Source organism: Sphaerisporangium rufum, from assembly GCF_016863395.1.
GTDB lineage: Bacteria > Actinomycetota > Actinomycetes > Streptosporangiales > Streptosporangiaceae > Sphaerisporangium > Sphaerisporangium rufum.
In genome coordinates this window covers 104,059-121,578 of record NZ_BOOU01000052.1, presented here as the reverse complement: position 1 = coordinate 121,578, position 17,520 = coordinate 104,059, and the positions used below count along the sequence as shown (strand labels likewise).

General features: G+C 74.5%; 15 protein-coding genes. 7 read left to right on the top strand and 8 right to left on the bottom strand.

Annotated features, from left to right (window positions below; all coding sequences use genetic code 11):
- Positions 1–2: 2 nt before the first annotated feature.
- The 3 genes from Sru01_RS18525 to Sru01_RS18515 all read right to left on the bottom strand — a co-directional run bounded on the left by Sru01_RS18525 (position 3) and on the right by Sru01_RS18515 (position 4,741).
- Complete coding sequence (locus tag Sru01_RS18525) at positions 3–671, bottom strand: response regulator (RefSeq protein ID WP_203987715.1); 669 nt, start codon at positions 669–671, stop codon at positions 3–5.
- Between the two features lie 37 nt (positions 672–708).
- Positions 709–2,370 carry a carboxylesterase family protein gene (locus Sru01_RS18520; RefSeq protein WP_203987712.1) on the bottom strand — a complete coding sequence of 554 codons (1,662 nt, stop codon included), beginning with the start codon at positions 2,368–2,370 and terminating at the stop codon, positions 709–711.
- 214 nt (positions 2,371–2,584) lie between these two features.
- Positions 2,585–4,741, bottom strand: a complete 2,157-nt coding sequence (locus Sru01_RS18515) for an ATP-dependent DNA helicase (protein WP_203987969.1) — start codon at positions 4,739–4,741, stop codon at positions 2,585–2,587.
- 539 nt (positions 4,742–5,280) lie between these two features.
- On the opposite strand from Sru01_RS18515, the gene Sru01_RS18510 reads away from it, so the two are divergent.
- The 3 genes from Sru01_RS18510 (at position 5,281) to Sru01_RS18500 (ending at position 9,092) form a co-directional block, all read left to right on the top strand.
- On the top strand, positions 5,281–6,822 hold the full coding sequence (locus Sru01_RS18510) for a hypothetical protein (protein WP_203987709.1): 1,542 nt from the start codon (positions 5,281–5,283) through the stop codon (positions 6,820–6,822).
- Between the two features lie 147 nt (positions 6,823–6,969).
- Positions 6,970–8,568 (top strand): Na+/H+ antiporter, encoded by a 1,599-nt coding sequence (locus tag Sru01_RS18505; RefSeq protein WP_203987706.1) that lies wholly within the window; start codon positions 6,970–6,972, stop codon positions 8,566–8,568.
- A gap of 158 nt (positions 8,569–8,726) precedes the next feature.
- Entirely contained in the window at positions 8,727–9,092 is a 366-nt protein-coding gene (locus Sru01_RS18500; RefSeq protein ID WP_203987703.1) for a DUF8711 family protein, read from the top strand.
- Positions 9,093–9,119: 27 nt separating this feature from the next.
- On the opposite strand, the gene Sru01_RS18495 is transcribed toward Sru01_RS18500, so the two are convergent.
- The 3 genes from Sru01_RS18495 to Sru01_RS18485 form a co-directional block, all read right to left on the bottom strand.
- On the bottom strand, positions 9,120–9,476 hold the full coding sequence (locus Sru01_RS18495) for a DUF202 domain-containing protein (RefSeq protein WP_203987700.1): 357 nt from the start codon (positions 9,474–9,476) through the stop codon (positions 9,120–9,122).
- Between the two features lie 4 nt (positions 9,477–9,480).
- On the bottom strand, positions 9,481–9,822 hold the full coding sequence (locus Sru01_RS18490) for a YidH family protein (protein WP_203987697.1): 342 nt from the start codon (positions 9,820–9,822) through the stop codon (positions 9,481–9,483).
- 72 nt (positions 9,823–9,894) lie between these two features.
- Positions 9,895–11,010, bottom strand: coding sequence for a ferritin-like domain-containing protein (locus Sru01_RS18485; protein ID WP_203987959.1), 1,116 nt, complete (start codon positions 11,008–11,010; stop codon positions 9,895–9,897).
- Between the two features lie 94 nt (positions 11,011–11,104).
- Between Sru01_RS18485 and Sru01_RS18480 the strand changes: the two genes are divergently transcribed.
- A complete protein-coding gene (locus Sru01_RS18480; protein WP_203987694.1) occupies positions 11,105–11,773 on the top strand; it encodes a TetR/AcrR family transcriptional regulator C-terminal domain-containing protein in 669 nt (222 codons plus the stop codon).
- Positions 11,774–11,847: 74 nt separating this feature from the next.
- Here Sru01_RS18480 and Sru01_RS35705 read toward each other — a convergent pair whose 3' ends face one another.
- Positions 11,848–12,957, bottom strand: coding sequence for an aggregation-promoting factor C-terminal-like domain-containing protein (locus tag Sru01_RS35705; RefSeq protein WP_239137534.1), 1,110 nt, complete (start codon positions 12,955–12,957; stop codon positions 11,848–11,850).
- Positions 12,958–13,368: 411 nt separating this feature from the next.
- Here Sru01_RS35705 and Sru01_RS18470 point away from each other — a divergent pair, with 411 nt between their 5' ends.
- Positions 13,369–13,857, top strand: a complete 489-nt coding sequence (locus tag Sru01_RS18470; RefSeq protein ID WP_203987691.1) for a glutathione peroxidase — start codon at positions 13,369–13,371, stop codon at positions 13,855–13,857.
- A 165-nt stretch (positions 13,858–14,022) separates the two neighbouring features.
- Here Sru01_RS18470 and Sru01_RS18465 read toward each other — a convergent pair whose 3' ends face one another.
- Positions 14,023–15,018, bottom strand: a complete 996-nt coding sequence (locus Sru01_RS18465) for a LacI family DNA-binding transcriptional regulator (RefSeq protein WP_203987688.1) — start codon at positions 15,016–15,018, stop codon at positions 14,023–14,025.
- Between the two features lie 167 nt (positions 15,019–15,185).
- Between Sru01_RS18465 and Sru01_RS18460 the strand changes: the two genes are divergently transcribed.
- Complete coding sequence (locus Sru01_RS18460; RefSeq protein WP_203987685.1) at positions 15,186–16,406, top strand: ABC transporter ATP-binding protein; 1,221 nt, start codon at positions 15,186–15,188, stop codon at positions 16,404–16,406.
- Between the two features lie 216 nt (positions 16,407–16,622).
- Complete coding sequence (locus Sru01_RS18455) at positions 16,623–17,366, top strand: fibronectin type III domain-containing protein (protein WP_203987682.1); 744 nt, start codon at positions 16,623–16,625, stop codon at positions 17,364–17,366.
- The last annotated feature ends 154 nt before the right edge of the window (positions 17,367–17,520 follow it).

Below are 17,520 nucleotides of genomic sequence, written 5' to 3'. Positions count from 1 at the left end.
GATCATCTCTCCGGTCCGCCGGGCTCGCCGAGGAGCCCGGCCTGGTGGGCGAGCAGGGCGGCCTGCGTGCGGTGCGCCAGATCGAGCTTGACGAGCAGGCGGGAGACGTAGCTGCGCACGGTGGTCTCCGACAGGAACAGCCGCCGCGCGATCTCGGCGTTGGTCAGCCCCTCGCCGAGGCAGGCGAGCACCTCCCGCTCGCGTTCGGCCAGCCCGGCGACCCGTGTCCGCGCGGTCTCCCGCCGCAGGTCGCCCTGGGCGGACCGGGCGAGCAGCCGGCGCGTCACGCCCGGCGACATCACCACGTGCCCGGCGGCGGCGACCCGGACCAGGTCGAGCAGGTCCTCGGCGGGGGTGGTCTTCACCAGGAAGCCCGCCGCCCCCGCCTCCAGCGCGCCGAGCACGTGTTCGCCGGAGTCGAACGTGGTGAGCGCGATGACCGCGGGCGGGCCGGCGAGGGCCATGATCTCGCGGGTGGCGGTGATGCCGTCCACGCCGGGCATCCGCAGGTCCATCAGCACCACGTCCGGCCGGTGGCGCAGGACCTCCTCGACCGCCTCGGCCCCGTCCCGGGCCTCGCCGGCGACCTCGATCCCCGGGCCGGAACCCAGGATCGCGCGCAGATGGCGGCGGACCATCGGATCGTCGTCGGCGAGCAGCACGCGGATCACGCTTGCACGGTAGCCGCCGGCAGGTACGGCCGCACGGTCAGCCGCCCAGCCCGGCCCAGAAGCCGCAGCGGTGCTCCTGGCGGTAGCGGGCCGGCCCGATTCCGCCCTGGTCGGCCGGGCGCATGCTCAGCAGCGGCCCGCCCGGCCCGGTGAAGGCCGGCCAGGCGGGCGCCCCCGCGGCCCGCGGCCGGCCGGTGCGGGCGAACGACGTCCAGTAGCCGATCATCTGCCCGGCCAGCCGCCACTGCCCGGCCGTCATGGCGTGCCACGGCCGCCCGCCCAGGTCGAACAGGTACGGCAGCTCGCTCGCGTGCTGGGCGCCCAGCGGGAAATCGGCGGTCACCCCGCTGACGTTCGGCGCGTGCTCGTCGGCGAACTCGTAGGCGTACACGGTGGTCCGGGCGGCCAGCGCCCGGTCACCGGCCAGGGTCGGGCAGGCCCAGGCCCGGTCGGTGCTGATCGCCGCCCACGCCTGGCCGGGCGAGGCGAAGTCCCGCAGCGGATACTCCCGGGCCACGGCGTCCGCGTGCTCCCCGAACGCCCCCTCGATCAGCTTCGGGTAGTTCTCCGCCGTCACCGGGTACCCGGCCTGGGCGACGCCGGCGACGAAGCCGGTGGCCTCGTCGCGGTTGCCGCCCGATATCACCGGTATCCGGGCGAATCGCCCGGCGCGCAGCGCCCGGGCCGGGTCGAGCGGGAGCAGCGGCGTGCCGTAGGCGAGGTTGGAGGCGAAGCCGTCGTTGACCTTCATCAGCTCGGCGACCGGCTTGGCCCGCAGGCACGCCAGCTCCGCGCCCTTGGCGCAGCCGAGTTGTCCGGCCGCCGACAGCCCGGTCTCCTCGCTGCCGGCGAGCGGGCTGTAGGGCCGGATCGGCGGGATGCCGGGGATCGGGACGTAGGTGCCGCTCACCCAGTCCAGCAGGCACGACCCGGACTGGATGATCGCCTTGGCGGCCAGCCCGCGCAGCGCGGGCGAGGTGAGCAGCGCGCAGGTGCTCATCCCGCCGGCCGACTCTCCGAACAGCGTCACGTTGCCCGGGTCGCCGCCGAAGGCGGCCGCGTTGCGGCGCACCCAGCGCAGCGCCTCGACCTGGTCGGCCAGCCCGAACGTGCCCGAGCCGGCGAGCCCGGGCAGCGCCAGGTAGCCGAACGCGCCGAGCCGGTAGTTGGGCGTCACGACGACGACGTCGCCCTGGCCGGCCAGCCGGCGGGCGCCGTACAGGTCGCCGCCGCCGGTGGTGTAGCCGCCGCCGTGCAGCCACACCATCACCGGCCGCGGCCCGCGCGCCGGCCGGGACGGTGCGGTGACGTTGAGATAGAGGCAGTCCTCGGCGCCGGCCGGCTTGCCCGACGCCAGCTGCGGGCACTGCGCGCCGGGCCTGGTCGCGCCGGCCACGCCGGTCCAAGGCGCGGGCGGCACCGGGTCGGTCCAGCGCAGCGCGCCCACCGGCGGCCGCGCGAACGGGATCCCGGCGAAGGTGCGGACCGTGCCGTCGTCCAGGCCGCGGATCCGGCCCGCGTCCAGCCGGACGACCGGCCCGTCCAGGGAAGCGCTCGGGGCGCCGGTCGGGGCGCCGGTCGGGGCGCCGGTCGGGGCGCCGGTCGGGGCGGCGGTGGCCGGCGGGACGCCGGCGGCGGTGGTCAGGCAGCCGGCGGCGAGCAGTGCCAGCAGCCGGGCAAGGGGTCTGGGTGCGAACATGCGGCCAGGCTCGCGCGCCGGGCCCGCCCGCCGGTACCGGCGAACGTTGCGACCCGCCGGCGCTTTGTTGCGCCCGGCCCGAGCCGTCCCGTCACGCCGTCCGGTCGGACCGCGGGTCCGGATGGCGTCGACGCGGACGGCGACCTGATCTCGGAGACCGCCGGCCCTGCCTGCCCCAGCCGGATGGCGTCGCCGGGTACGGCGGCCGCGCGGGTCAGGACGCGGTGAGGCGGCGCAGCGCGGCGCGGACCTTCGCGGGGTCGGTCGTCGCCCAGAACGGCGGCAGCGAGGCGCGCAGGAACGAGCCGTACCGGGCGGTGGCGAAGCGCGGGTCCAGCACGGCCACCACGCCCCGGTCGTGCTGGGAGCGCAGCAGCCGGCCGGCGCCCTGCGCCAGCAGCAGCGCGGCATGGGTGGCGGCCACCGACATGAAGCCGTTGCCGCCGCGCGCCGCGACGTGCCGCTGCCGGGCCGAGGCCAGCGGGTCGTCCGGCCGGGGGAACGGGATGCGATCGATGATCACCAGGCTGAGCGACGGCCCGGGCACGTCCACGCCCTGCCAGAGCGACAGGGTGCCGAACAGGCAGGTGGCCGGGTCCTCGGCGAACTGCTTGACCAGCTGCGAGGTGGAGTCGTCGCCCTGGCACAGCAGCGGGGCCGACAGCCGGTCGCGCAGCGCGTCGGTGGCGGCCCGGGCGGCGCGCATCGAGGAGAACAGGCCCAGGGTGCGGCCGCCGGCCGCCTCGATCAGCTCGGCGATCTCGTCCAGGTACTCCTTGGGCAGGCCGTCGCGGCCGGGCTGCGGCAGGTGCGCCGCGACGTACAGGATGCCGCTGCGCGCGTGGTCGAAGGGCGAGCCGACGTCCAGCCCGCGCCAGGCCTTGGCGCCGCGCGCCGCCGCCCCCCGTGCGCCGTCCCCTTCATCGTCGCCGCCGTCGTCCGCGCCGTCGTCCGCGCCGTCGTCCGCGCCGTCGTCCGCGCCGTCGTCCGTGCCGTTGTTCGCGGCGTCCTTCGCGGCGGCGGAATCCGCCGGACCGGTGCCGCCCGGTGCCGGCTCCGTGCCGCCGGGGGCGTCCGGGGCGGGCGGGCCGAGGCCCCACTGGCGGGCCATGCCCTCGAAGGTGCCGCCGAGGGCGAGGGTGGCGCTGGTCAGGATGACCGTGCGGTCGGCGAACAACCGGTCGCGCAGCATGCCGCCCACGCTGAGCGGCGCCACCTTCAACGTCGCGGGCCGGCGGTCGGTCGCCGCCTCCAGCCACACCACCTCGGCCCGGTCGACCTCGGAGTCGCCGCCGAAGGCCTCGAGGATGCGCTGCGCGGTGTCGTGCACCTCGTCCAGGGCGGTGAACGCGGCCTTGCGCTGCCCGGCCTGCTCCGGGTCGTCCCGGCCGCCGCGGGAGTCGCGCGGGCCCATCGCGGTCAGGCAGGCGGCCGCCGCGTCGCGCAGCACGGTCAGTGTGACGCCGAGCACCTGGGGAAGCTGGTCGAGCCGCCCGGCGGGGGCGGCCGACAGCAGCGCCTTGAGGTCCTCGCCGGCCTCCTGCAGCCGGTCGGCGACCGCCTGTTCGATCAGCCGGCCGACCCGGCGCACCGCGACCGAGACGGCGGTGTCGGACAGCTCGGCGGTCACCACCCCGGTGACCCGGTCCACCAGCTCGTGCGCCTCGTCCACCACCACGACGTCGTGCTCGGGCAGCACGGCGAACTCCTCCATCGCGTCGATGGCGAGCAGCGCGTGGTTGGTGACCACCACGTCGACGTTGCCGGCCCGCTCCCTGGCCTGCTCGGCGAAGCACTCCGCGCCGCTCGGGCAGCGCGAGGCGCCCAGGCACTCCCTGGCGCTGACCGAGAACTGCCGCCACGCCTGCTCGCTCACCCCCGGCACCAGCTCGTCGCGGTCGCCGGTCTCGGTGGTCTCGGCCCACTCCTGGATGCGCTGCACCATCCGGCCGGTCGCGCCGACCTCGCGCGGATCGAACAGCTGGGCGTCCTCCTCCTCGGGCCAGCCGGCGCTCGCCTTGTAGCGGCAAAGATAGTTTCGCCTTCCCTTGAGGATGGCGAACTGCGGCTCATGCGGGAGCAGGTCGCCCAGCGCCCCGGCCAGCCGCGGCAGGTCACGGTCGACCAGCTGGCGCTGCAGGGCGATGGTCGCGGTGGAGACCACCACCGCGCTGTCGGACTCGATGGCGTGCCGGAGCGCGGGCACCAGGTAGGCCAGCGACTTGCCGGTGCCGGTGCCGGCCTGGACCGCCACATGCTCGTCGTGCTCGATGGCGTCGCGCACCGCCCGGGCCATGGTGACCTGGCCGGGCCGCTCGGTGCCGCCCACCGCGGCGACCGCGGCGGCCAGCAGCCGCTCGAGCGGCGGCAGGTCGTCCTCCTCGGCGTCCTCGGCCTCGAAGTCGTCGGTGTCGTCGAAGTCTTCGGTGTCGCCGGTGGCCGGGGACTCGGCGGACTCGGCCGATTCGCCGGAGCCGGCGGGCTCCGGGGACCGGTGGGCCTCCGTCACGGCGGAACCGTCGTGGCCGGACCCCCGGCCGCGCGCGCCGGGGCCCTCCCCGGTGTCGTCGAGGATCTCGTCGAGGGCGTCGCCGGTGGCGCTGGGAGAGTCGTCGAGCACGGCATGCAACGCTACCGGCCGCGGCGGGGTCGTCGGGCCCGGAGCGGCGGGCCGACCCGCGGTGCGTTACGGGTTGATCTCGGCATTCCGGATCCCGGGCGGTGGTTCCCATGGCAGACTTGCGGGGATCGGGTCCAGGGGGGTCAACGATGACCTGCCGGTCGGCCGTCCGTTCCACGGGCCGCCCGCGCGGGTGGCCTGCGGGATCGTGATGATGGCGACGAGCATGGTTCGGTAGGGTTCCTTGGTCGAGTGGACGAATAAGGCTGGTTGAAGCGACGATGTCTGCCATGTCGGAAGTTGTCCCACTGCCATCGTTCGGTGAGGTGTTCTTCGACGCCCGGGGCCAGGAGCGCGTGCTCAGGGTCACCTGGCACGACGGCACCCTCGTGCTCAGCCTGTGGCGAGGCGAGATGTGCACCGCCAGTTTCCGGATGCCCATGGACGACGTCGGCCGGCTCCTCGACACCCTCGACGAGGGGTACGCGGAGGCCGGCGGCGAGTACGCCGAGGGCGAGGAGGACTACGCCGAGGAGGCCGGCGCCGAGGACGGCTACTCCGACTACCCGGGCACCGGCCAGTACGCCCGCCCGGGCGGCGAGACCGGCGAGGAGGACGAGGGCGAGTACACCCAGGCGCTCGCCTATCCCGACGACCCCTACGACGAGGACGAGCCCGCCGGCCACGAGCACTACGGCCGGCCCGGCCCCTACGACCAGGATGAGCCTTACGACCAGGACGAGCCCTACGGCCGGGAGGAGCAGGTGCCCGCCGCGGCGCTCGGGCCCAACGACGTGCTGGTCGCGCGGGGCACCGCGCCGGTGGCCGACAAGCTGGTCGCCTCCGGCCCGCGGCCGGCGCGCGGCGAGCCCGGCCGTGCCGGGCGCCGCGAGCGCGGGCCGCAGGAGCGGCCGGACGCCGGCGTCCCCGGCCATCCCGGCCTGGCGGCGGCCCACCACGGCCACCCGGCCCGGCCCGAGCCGGCCCTCGGCCTGGTCCCCCCGCAGGTGTCGCACCAGATGCCGGAGACCGGCGCGCAGCAGGCCGCGCCGCTCGCCGACCACACCAACTTCGAGAGCACGCCGCCCACCGGCTACGCCTTCCCCGGCGAAGGCGTGCCGGCCGCCGCCTACCCGCCGGCCCGCGAGCACCGGGGCGGGCGGGGCCACGGCGGTGACCACGGCGCGACCGGCGAGCATCCCGCGCCCGACTACGGCGCGACCGGCGACTACCGGGTCCCCGCCGACTACGGGGTCACCGCCGAGTACGGCCGCGGCGGCGCGGGTCTCGGGGGCGCGGACTACGCCTCCGGCGGGGACCACGGCGTCACCGCCGACTACACCGCGCCGGCCGGCTACGGGCCCGCCGGACCCGGCCGCGAATCCTACGGGCGGGCCGACACCGATCCGAGCCTGCGGCGGCCGGACGACCGGTACGCCGCCGGCGACTACGGCACCCCGCCGCTTGACTACTCCGCCCAGCCGGCCTACGGCGCCGGGCAGGACTACCCGCCGGCCGGCGGGTACGGCGCGGGCGACGGGTACGGCAACGGCCACCGGGACGCGGTGCCCCGGGAGAACCTCATCGTGAACGACTCCCTGCCCTACGGCCAGCAGCCCGACACCGGCTACCGCGAGTCCGACACCTACGACTGGGCGGCCCGCACCGCCCCGCCGTCGGGGGTCGACCCGGCCGACCCGCTCGGCCTGGGTGCCCGCGCGCCGCAGCCCGGCGCGCCCGACCCGATGTACAGCACCGGCGAGCGGGTGCGCCCGGAGGGCGGCGGCCGTCGTGCCCGCCCGCGCCGGAGGTCCGACGACCCCGACTGGTGACCCCTCCGGGGTTCCGCCGCCGGTGGTGAGCGGGGCCGATGGTCAGGCAGGGCCGGTGATTGCCGATGGCGTTCGGCCGGGACGTATCCTCGTGTCGTTCCGCCCGCCCGGGCCGCCGGCCGGCCCGCCGCCCACGTTCGGGGTTAGATGCACCTGACCACCGTCATCCAGTTCGTCCTGCTGCCCGCCGTCGCGCTGGCGATCGCCGCGCTCGCCCGCGCGCGGGGCTGGCCGGCGCCGCTGCTGCTGGTGGTGGCCGGGCTCGCCATCGGGCTGGTGTCCGCCCGGATGCCCGGCATGCCCTCCTACGAGCTGGACCCCGAGCTGGTCCTGCTCGTCTTCCTGCCCCCGCTGCTCTACTCGGCGGCGCTGGACAGCTCCTACCTGCGGCTGCGCGAGGTGCGCCGCCCGGTGGGGCTGATGTCGGTCGGCCTGGTGCTGTTCAGCACCGCGGTGGTGGGCCTGCTCGTGCACGCCATGGTGCCGGACCTGCCGCTGGCCGCCGCGTTCGCCCTCGGCGCCATCGTCGCGCCGCCGGACGCGGTGGCGGCGGTGGCGGTCGCCCGCCGGCTGGGCCTGCCGCGCCGGGTGATCACCATCCTGGTGGGGGAGAGCCTGTTCAACGACGCCACCGCGCTGACCGCCTACCGGGTCGCGGTGGCGGCCATGGTGGGGGAGGGCGTCAGCCTGCTCGGCGCGGCCGGGCAGTTCGCCTACGCCGCGGGCGCCGGGCTGGCGATCGGCCTGGCCCTGGCGTACGCCTGCGGGTGGCTGCTGGACCGGCTGACCGACGTGCTGGTCGGCAGCGCGATCTCGCTGCTGATCCCGTTCGTCTCCTACCTGGCCGCCGAGGCGGTGCACGCCTCCGGGGTGCTCTCGGTCGTGGTGGTCGGCGTCTTCCTCGGCCACCGGATGAACCGCACCGGGTACGGCATGCGGGTGGTGTCCCACTCGGTGTGGAAGGTGGTCGACTTCTGCCTGGAGATCGTCGTCTTCGGGCTGATCGGCCTGCAGCTGCCGCTCATCCTGCGCGGGCTGTCCGGCCAGGACCCCTGGCGGGTGGCCGGGTACGCCGTGGCGGTGCTCGTGGCGGTGGTGGTGGCCCGCGCGGTGTGGCTGGTGCCGGGCGCCTACCTGCCCCGCCTGCTGTCCCGGCGGATCCGCGAGCGCGAGCCGCGCCCGCCCGCGGCGCACGTGGCGGTGCTCGGCTGGGCGGGGATGCGCGGGGTGGTGTCGCTGGCGGCGGCCTTCGGCCTGCCCGACGACTTCCCGGCCCGCGATCTGCTGCTGTTCCTGACCTTCGTCGTCGTCATCGGCACCCTGCTGGTGCAGGGGCTGTCGTTCCCGATGCTGATCCGCCGGTTGCGGGTCTCCGGCGACCAGGAGGTGTACGGGGACAACCTGGCCGAGGCGGCGGCCCAGCAGGCGGCGGCCACCGCCGCGCTGGCCCGGCTGGACGAGCTCACCGGCGACGGGGTCATCGAGACGCACGCCGAGGTGGTGGACCGGCTGCGCGACAACGCCGAGCGCCGGGCCATGGGCGCCTGGGAGCGGCTCGGCGGCGGGGTGGGTCCCCAGGGCGAGGAGACGCCGAGCGCGCTGTACCGGCGGCTGCGCCGCGAGATGCTGGCGGCCGAGCGCGAGGTGCTGGTGCGCATGCGCGACGAGCGGCGCATCGACGACGAGGTGCTGCGCCGGGTCACCCGCGAGCTGGACTTCGAGGAGGCCACCCTGGCCCGGGACTGACCGCCGGCGCCCCGCGGCGGCCGGCCGCGGACGCGAGGGCCGCGGGTGGGGGACGGGCGCGGATGCCCGCGCCGGGACCGGGACCTGGACCTGGACAGGAATCTGGGCCGAGACCTTGGCCGGGACCGGGAGCGGAAAATCTTGGCTAGGGTCTGGGCATGCGATTTCTCCCTCTGGCCGCGGCCGGCGTGCTCGGCCTCATCTCCCTGACCGGCTGCAGTACCGCCGACAAGGCGCAGGCCTGCATCGAGGCCAACAACGCGATCAGCGAGACCGGCACCAAGATCACCCAGACGCTGGACGACCCGAAGGCGCTCGAGAAGGCCCTGAACGACGGCGCGGCCAAGCTCAAGGATGTCGGCAAGGAGGTCGGCGACACCTCGCTCAACGAGGCGCTGACCAAGCTCGCCAATGGCTGGGAGTCGCTGGACGTAAAGAACGCCGAGGACGCGGTGAAGGCGGGGCAGCAGGCGGCGCAGGACATGACCGAGGCGGTCACCGCGATCGCCAAGGAGTGCACCTGAGCTGACCGACCGCCCGGGCGGTCGGCCTCAGGCGGTGGCGGCGAAGACCAGGGCGCCGGCTGAGACGGCGAGCACGCCGAGCCAGGCGATCAGGGCGTCGACGTGGTCGTCCAGCGGCCGGCCCGCCCGCAGCGCCCCTTCGGCCCGCCGGTGGCGCAGCCGGCTGCGGGCCAGCAGGATCGCGCCGCACAGCGCGGCGATGACGAACGGGACGGCCGCCCGGCCGTCCCCGGACATCCGCCCGGCGATCCCGGCGGCGCCCAGCCCGCCGGCGGCCAGCGCGGTGGCGGTGCGGATCCAGGCCAGCAGCGTGCGCTCGTTGTGCAGCCCTGGCCGTTCCCCGGGCTCGCCGCCCGTCCCGGCCACGCCGTCCTGCCCGGCCATCCGGTCAGCCGGCCAGCAGGATGGCGACCAGGGCCAGCACGGCGACCAGCGCGACGCCGTACCCGAACAGCGGGGCCAGCGCGAGCGGCGGGATCGGCGCCTCGCGGCGCAGGGCGCGCTGCACCTCCCGCCAGCGCGGGTAGGAGAGCGCGGCGGCCAGCGCCGACAGCAGCACCAGCACCACGGCCAGCAGGGTGCGCACCCAGGGCTCGAAGATGCCGCGCGGGACCGCGGCCATCGCGACGCCGCCCGCGCTGAGCGCGAGCGAGGTGCTGAGCCAGGTCAGGAAGGTGCGTTCGTTGGCCAGGGTGAACCGGGGATCCGGTTCCCTCCCGTCGGTGTCCATGAGGCGAGGCTAAATCAGCGATATTCCCTGGCGGGAAGCCGGGTTGGCGCCCGCCGGGGGGACCGGACGCGGTCAGGCGTCTCGGCCGAGGTCGACGGTCGAGGCGACCTCCTCGGCCCGTTCGGCCTCCTCGGCGGCGAACCGCCGGGTGTCCAGCTTCTCGGCGATCTCCTCGTCCTGCCGCATCAGCGCGTCGAGGTTCTGCCCGGCCATCTCCAGCACGCCCATGTCGGCGTAGGCCTTCTGCAGGCGCTCGCTCCACAGGCCGATGTCCTTGACGCACGGCACGATCCGGCTGAACAGCAGCGAGCGGAACAGCCGCAGGTACTCCGAGCGGTCGACCGCCTCGGTGGCCTCCTTGACCTCCTGCTTGGACAGCCCCTGGGCCTCCCACTGCTCGATGCCGCGCAGCCGGTCGCGCATGAGGTAGCAGCCCTCGATGACGAAGTCCTCGCGCTCGCGCCGCTCGGCGTCGGTGAGGTTCTGGTAGTAGTCGCGCAGCGCCATCCGGCCGAAGGCGACGTGCCGGGCCTCGTCCTGCATCACGTAGGCGAGGATCTGCTTGGGCAGCGGCTTGGTGGTGATGTCGCGCAGCACGCCGAACGCCGCCAGCGCCAGGCCCTCGATCAGCACCTGCATTCCCAGGTAGGGCATGTCCCAGCGCGAGTCGCTGAGGGTGTCGTCCAGCAGGGACTTCAGGTACCGGTTGATCGGGTAGGCGATGCCGACCTTCTCCTGCAGGAAGCGCGCGTAGGTCTCGGCGTGCCGGGCCTCGTCCATCGTCTGGGTGGCCGCGTAGAACTTGGAGTCCAGGTCGGGGACCGACTCGACGATCCGGGCCGAGCAGATCATCGCGCCCTGCTCGCCGTGCAGGAACTGGGAGAACTGCCAGGCGGCGCCGTGCCGGCGGACCTCCTTGCGGCGCTGCTCGTCCATCCGGTGCCACAGCGGGGTGTCATAGATGGCGATCGACTGGTCGGGGATGCCGAGCACGTCGTAGGGGTCCACCTCCAGGCCCCAGTCGATGCGCTTGACCGAGTCCCACTGCTTGTCCTTACCCTTCTGGTACAGCGCGAGCATCCGGTCGCGGCCCTCGTCGTACTCCCAGGTGAACCGTGCGGATCCCGCCATGTCCACATCCCAGGTGGATAGCTCGGCGGGGATCGTATAGAGCTCGTGGGTCGACATGTGGGCCTCCAGCAGGGGGGCGTACACCGTACGTACCTTTGGAGAGTGACACGTACACTGTACGTACGTCAACCGGCCAGGAGAGAATGACCGCATGCCGCCTCTGACCCGCGCCCGCATCGTCGCCGCCGCCATCGAGCTGATCGAACGCGAGGGCGCCGACGCGATCTCCATGCGGCGGATCGCCGCCGACCTCGGGGTCGGGGTGATGTCCCTGTACAACCATGTACCGAGCAAGGCGGCGCTGCTGGACGCGGTGGCCGAGGGCGTGCTGTCGCAGATCGCCTTCACCGACGACCCGGCGGCCGAATGGACCGAGCGGGTGCGCATCCAGGCCCGGGCCTTCCGGCAGATCGCCCACCACTATCCCCGCTCCACCATGCTCGTGGTGTCGCGCCAGCTCCGCTCGCCGGCCGGGCTGCCGCCGGTCGAACGCGCGCTGGCGACGCTGCGCGAGGCCGGGTTCGGCGGCGCCGAGGCGGTGCAGATCCTGCGGACGTTCATCGCCTACATCGTCGGCTCGCTGCTGCGCGAGGTGGGGGTGGCACCGTCGTTCGCGCCGCCGCAGCGCGCCGACGTCCATCCGGCGGCCGCGGACCCCACGCTGTTCCCCCAGGTCGCCGAGCTGGCGCCGCTGCTGGAGGAGGTCGACCACGAGAAGGCCTTCGAGTTCGGCCTGGACATGATGATCAAGGCGATCGAGGTGCGGCTGGCCGGGACGTGCGCCGCCCGCGGCGCCGAACGCGGAGGCGCCCGGGGGTGATGTCCCCCGGGCGCCGGAGTGCGCCCTTCCCCTGGGCACTCCCGCCGCCGGCCGGGCCGGCGCGGTCCGCCGGGTCAGTACCAGTTGTGCGACCGGAAATGGCCCCAGGCGCCGCACGGCGAACCGTAGCGGACCTTGATGTACTTGAGCCCCCAGCGGATCTGGGTCGCGGGGTTGACCCGCCAGTCATGGCCGATGCCGGTCATCTTGCGTCCGGGCAGCGCCTGCGGGATGCCGTAGGCGCCGGAGGACGGGTTCTGCGCCCGGTGGTTCCAGTTGCTCTCCCTGGTCCACAGGCTGTCCAGGCAGCGGAACTGGTGCACCGGCCAGGATCGCTGGGTGACCAGGCGATACGCGATCGCCTTGTTCCTGCCTTTCGGAGTGGTCGGCAGCCAGGTGCGCACCGTGGGCCGGGCGGAGGTCCGCCAGACCCGCAGGTGCACCCGGGCGCCGCGCAGCGCGGACGCCCCCCTCGCCCGGACGGCGCCGGCCGAGCCGGCCCGGCGGACGGCCGTGCGCGCCTCGGCCTTGCGGGCCGCCGTGCGTGCCTTGGCCGTGTGGGCCTCGACCGTGTGGGCGTTGGCCGTGCGGGCCGCCGTGTGGGCCTTGGCCGAGCGGGCCGCGGTACGGGCCGTCCGGCCGGCCCGGCTCGAGGCGAGGCCCTCCGCCCGGCGGGCGGTGCGCCCGGTCCGGGTGCCGCGCGCCGCGCGGTGCGCGGTGACACGGTGCGCGGTGAGATGGCGGGCCCCGGTGCGCCGCGGCGCGCGCGGCGCTTCCGGCTCCCCGGCCTGGGCCGGTGGTAGCGAACCGGCCAGGCCGATCAACCCGGCGGTCCGCGCCGGGCGAACGGTGCGGTGCGGGACCGCCGGTCCGGCGGGCGGGCGGATCGCGCCCCGCCGCTGCCGGCGCGCGGACGCGCGGGTCCGGGCGGTACGCATGGTGGTGCCGGCGGTCGTGCCGGCGGTAGTGCCGGCCACGGTGGCCGTCAGACCGGCGGCCGCTCCGTTCACGATCGTCCCCACCGGACCGGTCCGCCGGTCCGCCGGGCGCGCGAGGCCGGTGCTGCGGGCGTCGGCCGTGGCCTCCGACCCGTTGATGGCCTCGGCCGCCTCGGCCGTCCCGTTGAGGGCGACCGAGGCGATCAGGGCCGCGACTGCGCCACGAAAAGCGCGGTTACTGTCCAAATCGGTCCTATTCTTCGGGCCGCGTGCGGAACGCGGCCGCCCGAGGGCGGCCGCCGCACTTCCGCGCCCGTGGCTCGGGCGCGGGAGGTCCGCGTGGCCGTACCGGATTCTGTTCGGGACCCGAGGGTCCTCCGGACGGCGCCGCGACGTGCTCTAGGGCGGTTTCTAGTGGCCGGTGGGGGCCGCTCCGGCCTACCGCGACACGCCTCGGACAGGTGTTTACCGGTCGGCTGTTACATCTCTCCCGTTTCGCGACCCCGGGCCGACCCGCCCCGGGTGCGCCTTGAGGTGCGGCCGGACCGGAGATGCCGGAGATTTGACGACCGACCGGCAACCACCTCCGCATTTGTGGCGAAACGCACAAACTGGCCGGACGGGCGGTGCCGGATGATGCCTGGTTAGGGTGTCTTCATGAGTCTTCGCGAAATTCAGCTGCGCACCCTGTCCGGCGAGTCGGCCACCCTCGGCGAGTTGGCCGGCGACCGGGCCGTCCTGGTGGTCAACGTCGCCTCCCGGTGCGGGCTCACCCCGCAGTACGCCGGTCTGGTCCGGCTGCAGGAACGCTACGGCGAGCGCGGGTTCACCGTGGTCGGCGTGCCGTGCAACCAGTTCGCGGGACAGGAGCCCGGGTCGGCCGAACAGATCCAGCAGTTCTGCGCGGCGACCTACGGGGTGGACTTCCCGCTGCTGGAGAAGGCGGAGGTGAACGGCGCCGGTCGCCATCCGCTCTACCAGGAGCTGACCGCGGTGCCGGACGCCGAGGGCGAGGCCGGGGACGTGCAGTGGAACTTCGAGAAGTTCCTCATCGGCCGGGACGGTGAGGTCGTCGCGCGGTTCCGCCCGCGCACCGAGCCGGAGGACCCGGCCGTGACCGAGGCCATCGAGAAGGCGGTGGCCTGACCGGGCCCGCATCCCCGCCGGCCAGGGTGCCGGGCGAGGTGGAAAGGCGAGTGCCGCGCGAGGTGGAAAGGCGAGTGCCGGCGAGGTGGCGGCCGGCAGGCCGGTCCGGGGGCGAGCCCGCCGACCGGCGGGCCAGCCGCTCGGCTCGGCGGTGCGGCCTGCCGATCAGCGGCGCGGCCCGCAGCTGGCGCGCACGATGAGTTCGGTGGGCAGCGTGACCGTGCGCGGCCGGCCGCGCTCGCGCAGCACCAGCTCGGCGGCGCGGTAGCCGATGTCGTGGGCGGGCTGGGAGATCACCGTGAGCGGCGGCGAGCACAGCTCGGCCCACGGCACGTCGTCGAACATCACCAGCGAGACGTCCCGGGGGATCCGGATCACCAGCTCGCGGGCGGCCAGCACGGTGGCCTCGCCGAGCATGTTGCCGCCGGCCAGCACGGCGGTGACGTCCGGCCGGCGCTGGAGCAGCCCGGCCGCCGCGGCGTACGCCGAGTCGCGGGTGCCGCGGGCCAGCACGATCAGCTCCTCGTCCACCGGCACGCCCAGCTCGGCCAGCGCCTCGCGGAAGGCGCGGACCCGCTGCTCCTGCCCGTGCCGGGCCAGCAGCGCGATGCGCCGGTGGCCGAGCCCGGCCAGGTACTCGACCGCCGTGCGCACTCCCGCGCGGTCGTCGGCCCGCACCGAGGGCAGGTTCCGCCCGGGCACCTCCCGCTCGGCGAACACCACCCCGAGCCCGGCGCGGAAGGCCGGCCCCCACATCTCGCCGTCCCCGCACGGGACCGCGATCACCCGCTCCACGCTCTCTTCGAGCAGCGAGCCGATCAGCTCCGCCTCCCGCTCCGGGTCGTCCCCGGTGGTCCCGAGGATCACCGGCTCGCCGGCGGACTTCGCGCAGGCCAGCACGCCGTCCGCCAGCCGGGCGTAGAAGGTGTCGGTGATGTCGGGCACCAGCAGCCCGATGCCGCCGGTGTGCCGCCGGCGCAGGTTGCGCCCGAGTGCGCTCGGCCGGTAGTCCAGCCGCGCGGCGGCGGCCAGCACCCGCTCGCGGGTGGCCGCACTGGCCGACCCGGTGCCGGTGAGCACCCGGGAGACGGTGGCCACCCCGACGCCCGCCGCCTCCGCCACGTCCTTCACGGTGACGCGCCGCTGCTCGCTCGCCTTCATGGAAACGATTCCATCATGGATTCCACCGGAAGTCCACGCGGGTCTCGCAGATCTACCGCTGGTGAGAAGGCAATATTCCGCCAGCACTTGACAGACTTGTCCGGTTCCGCTGAGATTCATGAAAACGTATCCATCCCCGGTGGCATCCGGATCCACGAAGGACTGGCATGGCTTCTATCGTTCTGCGCAACGTCGACAAGATCTACGCCGGCGGTGTGAAGGCCGTGAACGGCCTCAACCTGGAGATCAAGGACGGCGAGTTCATGGTGCTCGTCGGTCCGTCCGGATGCGGCAAGTCCACCGCGCTGCGCATGATCGCCGGCCTGGAGGACATCAGCGGCGGCGAGATCGCCATCGGCGACCGGGTGGTCAACCACCTGCCGCCCAAGGACCGTGACATCGCGATGGTCTTCCAGAACTACGCGCTCTACCCGCACATGACGGTCGAGGAGAACCTGGCGTTCGGCCTCAAGCTCCGCAAGATGCCCAAGGCGGAGATCGCCCAGCGCGTGCAGGAGGCCGCCAAGATGCTGGGCCTCGACCAGTACCTCAAGCGCAAGCCGGCCGCGCTGTCCGGTGGCCAGCGCCAGCGTGTCGCGATGGGCCGTGCCATCGTCCGCGAGCCGCAGGCGTTCCTGATGGACGAGCCGCTGTCCAACCTGGACGCCAAGCTCCGCGTCTCCATGCGCGCCTCGCTGAACCAGATGCACGAGCGCCTCGGCGTCACCACCGTCTACGTGACGCACGACCAGGTCGAGGCCATGACCCTGGGCGACCGGGTCTGCGTGCTGCGCGACGGCCTGCTCCAGCAGGTCGACACCCCGCAGAACCTGTTCGACAGCCCGATCAACCTGTTCGTCGCCGGCTTCATGGGCTCGCCGTCGATGAACTTCGTCAACGCCGAGCTGGTACGCGGCGACTCCGGGGTGACGGTGTCGTTCGCCGGCTACCACCTGCCGGTGCCCGAGTCGACGTTCGCCGAGAAGCCGGGCCTGGACCAGTACCTCGGCAAGAAGGTCATCCTCGGCATCCGTCCCTCCGACTTCGAGGACGCCGGCTCCGCCAGCGGCCACTCGGCCGGCTGGGCCCGCATCCCGACCCGCGCCGAGGTCACCGAGGAGCTGGGCAGCGAGATCAACGTCCTCTTCCTCATCGACGCCCCGCCGGTCGAGCACAAGGACACCGTCGCCGCCCAGGACACCGGGGACGACGAGGAGGCGGCGCTCCCGCTGGTCGGCGACAAGTCGCTGTGGACCGCCCGGGTGAACTCCCGCAGCCACGCCCGCCCCGGCCAGAACATCGAGCTGGTGGTGGACACCGGCAACCTGCACTTCTTCGACACCGACTCCGGCCTGTCCATCGGCCACCCGGGCAACGTGGGCCGCTGACCCGCGCTCCCGGCCCCCGGAGCCCCCGCCGCGCGATCCGTCCCGCGGCGGGGGCTTCGGCCTTCTTCCGGCCAAGCGCCGGTGATCTTTCGGTACGTCGGCGCCGCCGGAAGATCTTCCAAACCCCGGTTGCGGTACAACGGCCTGGCGGATAAGCCGCCGGCCCTCACCCGTGGCCGGCGCGGAGACCGCGTCACGTCACCGGGGGTTTGGACAATGAACGTCAAGATCGTGATTCCGGCCGTCCTCGCGGCGGCCGTCGGCGGCGCCGCGCTGACCGGCGCCGCGGCCGCCGCCACGGTGCCGCCGGCCGGCGCGCCGGAGCGGGCCCCGGTCCAGCCGTACCCGCCGGTGCCGGTGCCGGTGGTGATGACCCTCAGCGCCAGCTCCGGTGGTGGTGGCGGTGGGACGGCGGCCTCGGTCGCCGACGACGACGATGGCGAGGCGACGACGACGGCGAACCTGGAATGGACGCCCGGCCCGCCCGGCACCGACTCCTACGACATCTACCGCGCCGCCTCGCCGTTCACCCTGATCGCCACCGTGCCCGGCCGGGTATTGAGCTACCTCGACAGCGGCCTCGCGCCGCGGATCAGGTACCACTACTACATCCTGGCCAGGGACGCGGCCGGCGAGCCGCTGGGCCGCAGCAACGTCGCCGAGCTGACCAAGCCGAACCGGACGTTCGTGATCGTCGAGTCCGGCCACAAGGTCTGGTTCGAGACCGGGGAGGTCGACCGGCGCGGTGGCGGCGGCTACGGCCGGGACGCCTATGGCCGGGACGGCTACGGCTACGGCGGTGGCGACTTCGGCGGCCCGGGCCGGTACCGCGCCGAGGGTGGCCTGCCGTTCACCGGCGCGCCGATCGCGATGTACGCGGGCCTGGGCGGGGTGCTGGTGCTCACCGGCGGTGCCGCCGTCGTCGTCGCCCGCCGCCGCCGGGCCGCCCGCGCCCGCTGACCGGCATATCTCCCATTCCGCACATCCCATGCCGGCTCGCCTGCCGGGCGGGTGATCTGCCGGTGATCTTTTGGTAAGGGCTGGACACCTGCCGGGGCGCCCGGCGGCTCGCGGGCATAGAACCGGATGTCACGGGCGCGCCGGCCGGCGCGCA

Coding starts and splice junctions, on each gene's coding strand:
- Sru01_RS18520 (WP_203987712.1), bottom strand. CDS start 2,370: ATGTTCGCACCCAGACCCCTTGCCCGGCTGCTGGCACTGCTCGCCGCC.
- Sru01_RS18510 (WP_203987709.1), top strand. CDS start 5,281: ATGTCGGAAGTTGTCCCACTGCCATCGTTCGGTGAGGTGTTCTTCGAC.
- Sru01_RS18505 (WP_203987706.1), top strand. CDS start 6,970: ATGCACCTGACCACCGTCATCCAGTTCGTCCTGCTGCCCGCCGTCGCG.
- Sru01_RS18500 (WP_203987703.1), top strand. CDS start 8,727: ATGCGATTTCTCCCTCTGGCCGCGGCCGGCGTGCTCGGCCTCATCTCC.
- Sru01_RS18495 (WP_203987700.1), bottom strand. CDS start 9,476: ATGGCCGGGCAGGACGGCGTGGCCGGGACGGGCGGCGAGCCCGGGGAA.
- Sru01_RS18490 (WP_203987697.1), bottom strand. CDS start 9,822: ATGGACACCGACGGGAGGGAACCGGATCCCCGGTTCACCCTGGCCAAC.
- Sru01_RS18485 (WP_203987959.1), bottom strand. CDS start 11,010: ATGTCGACCCACGAGCTCTATACGATCCCCGCCGAGCTATCCACCTGG.
- Sru01_RS18480 (WP_203987694.1), top strand. CDS start 11,105: ATGCCGCCTCTGACCCGCGCCCGCATCGTCGCCGCCGCCATCGAGCTG.
- Sru01_RS18470 (WP_203987691.1), top strand. CDS start 13,369: ATGAGTCTTCGCGAAATTCAGCTGCGCACCCTGTCCGGCGAGTCGGCC.
- Sru01_RS18465 (WP_203987688.1), bottom strand. CDS start 15,018: ATGAAGGCGAGCGAGCAGCGGCGCGTCACCGTGAAGGACGTGGCGGAG.
- Sru01_RS18460 (WP_203987685.1), top strand. CDS start 15,186: ATGGCTTCTATCGTTCTGCGCAACGTCGACAAGATCTACGCCGGCGGT.
- Sru01_RS18455 (WP_203987682.1), top strand. CDS start 16,623: ATGAACGTCAAGATCGTGATTCCGGCCGTCCTCGCGGCGGCCGTCGGC.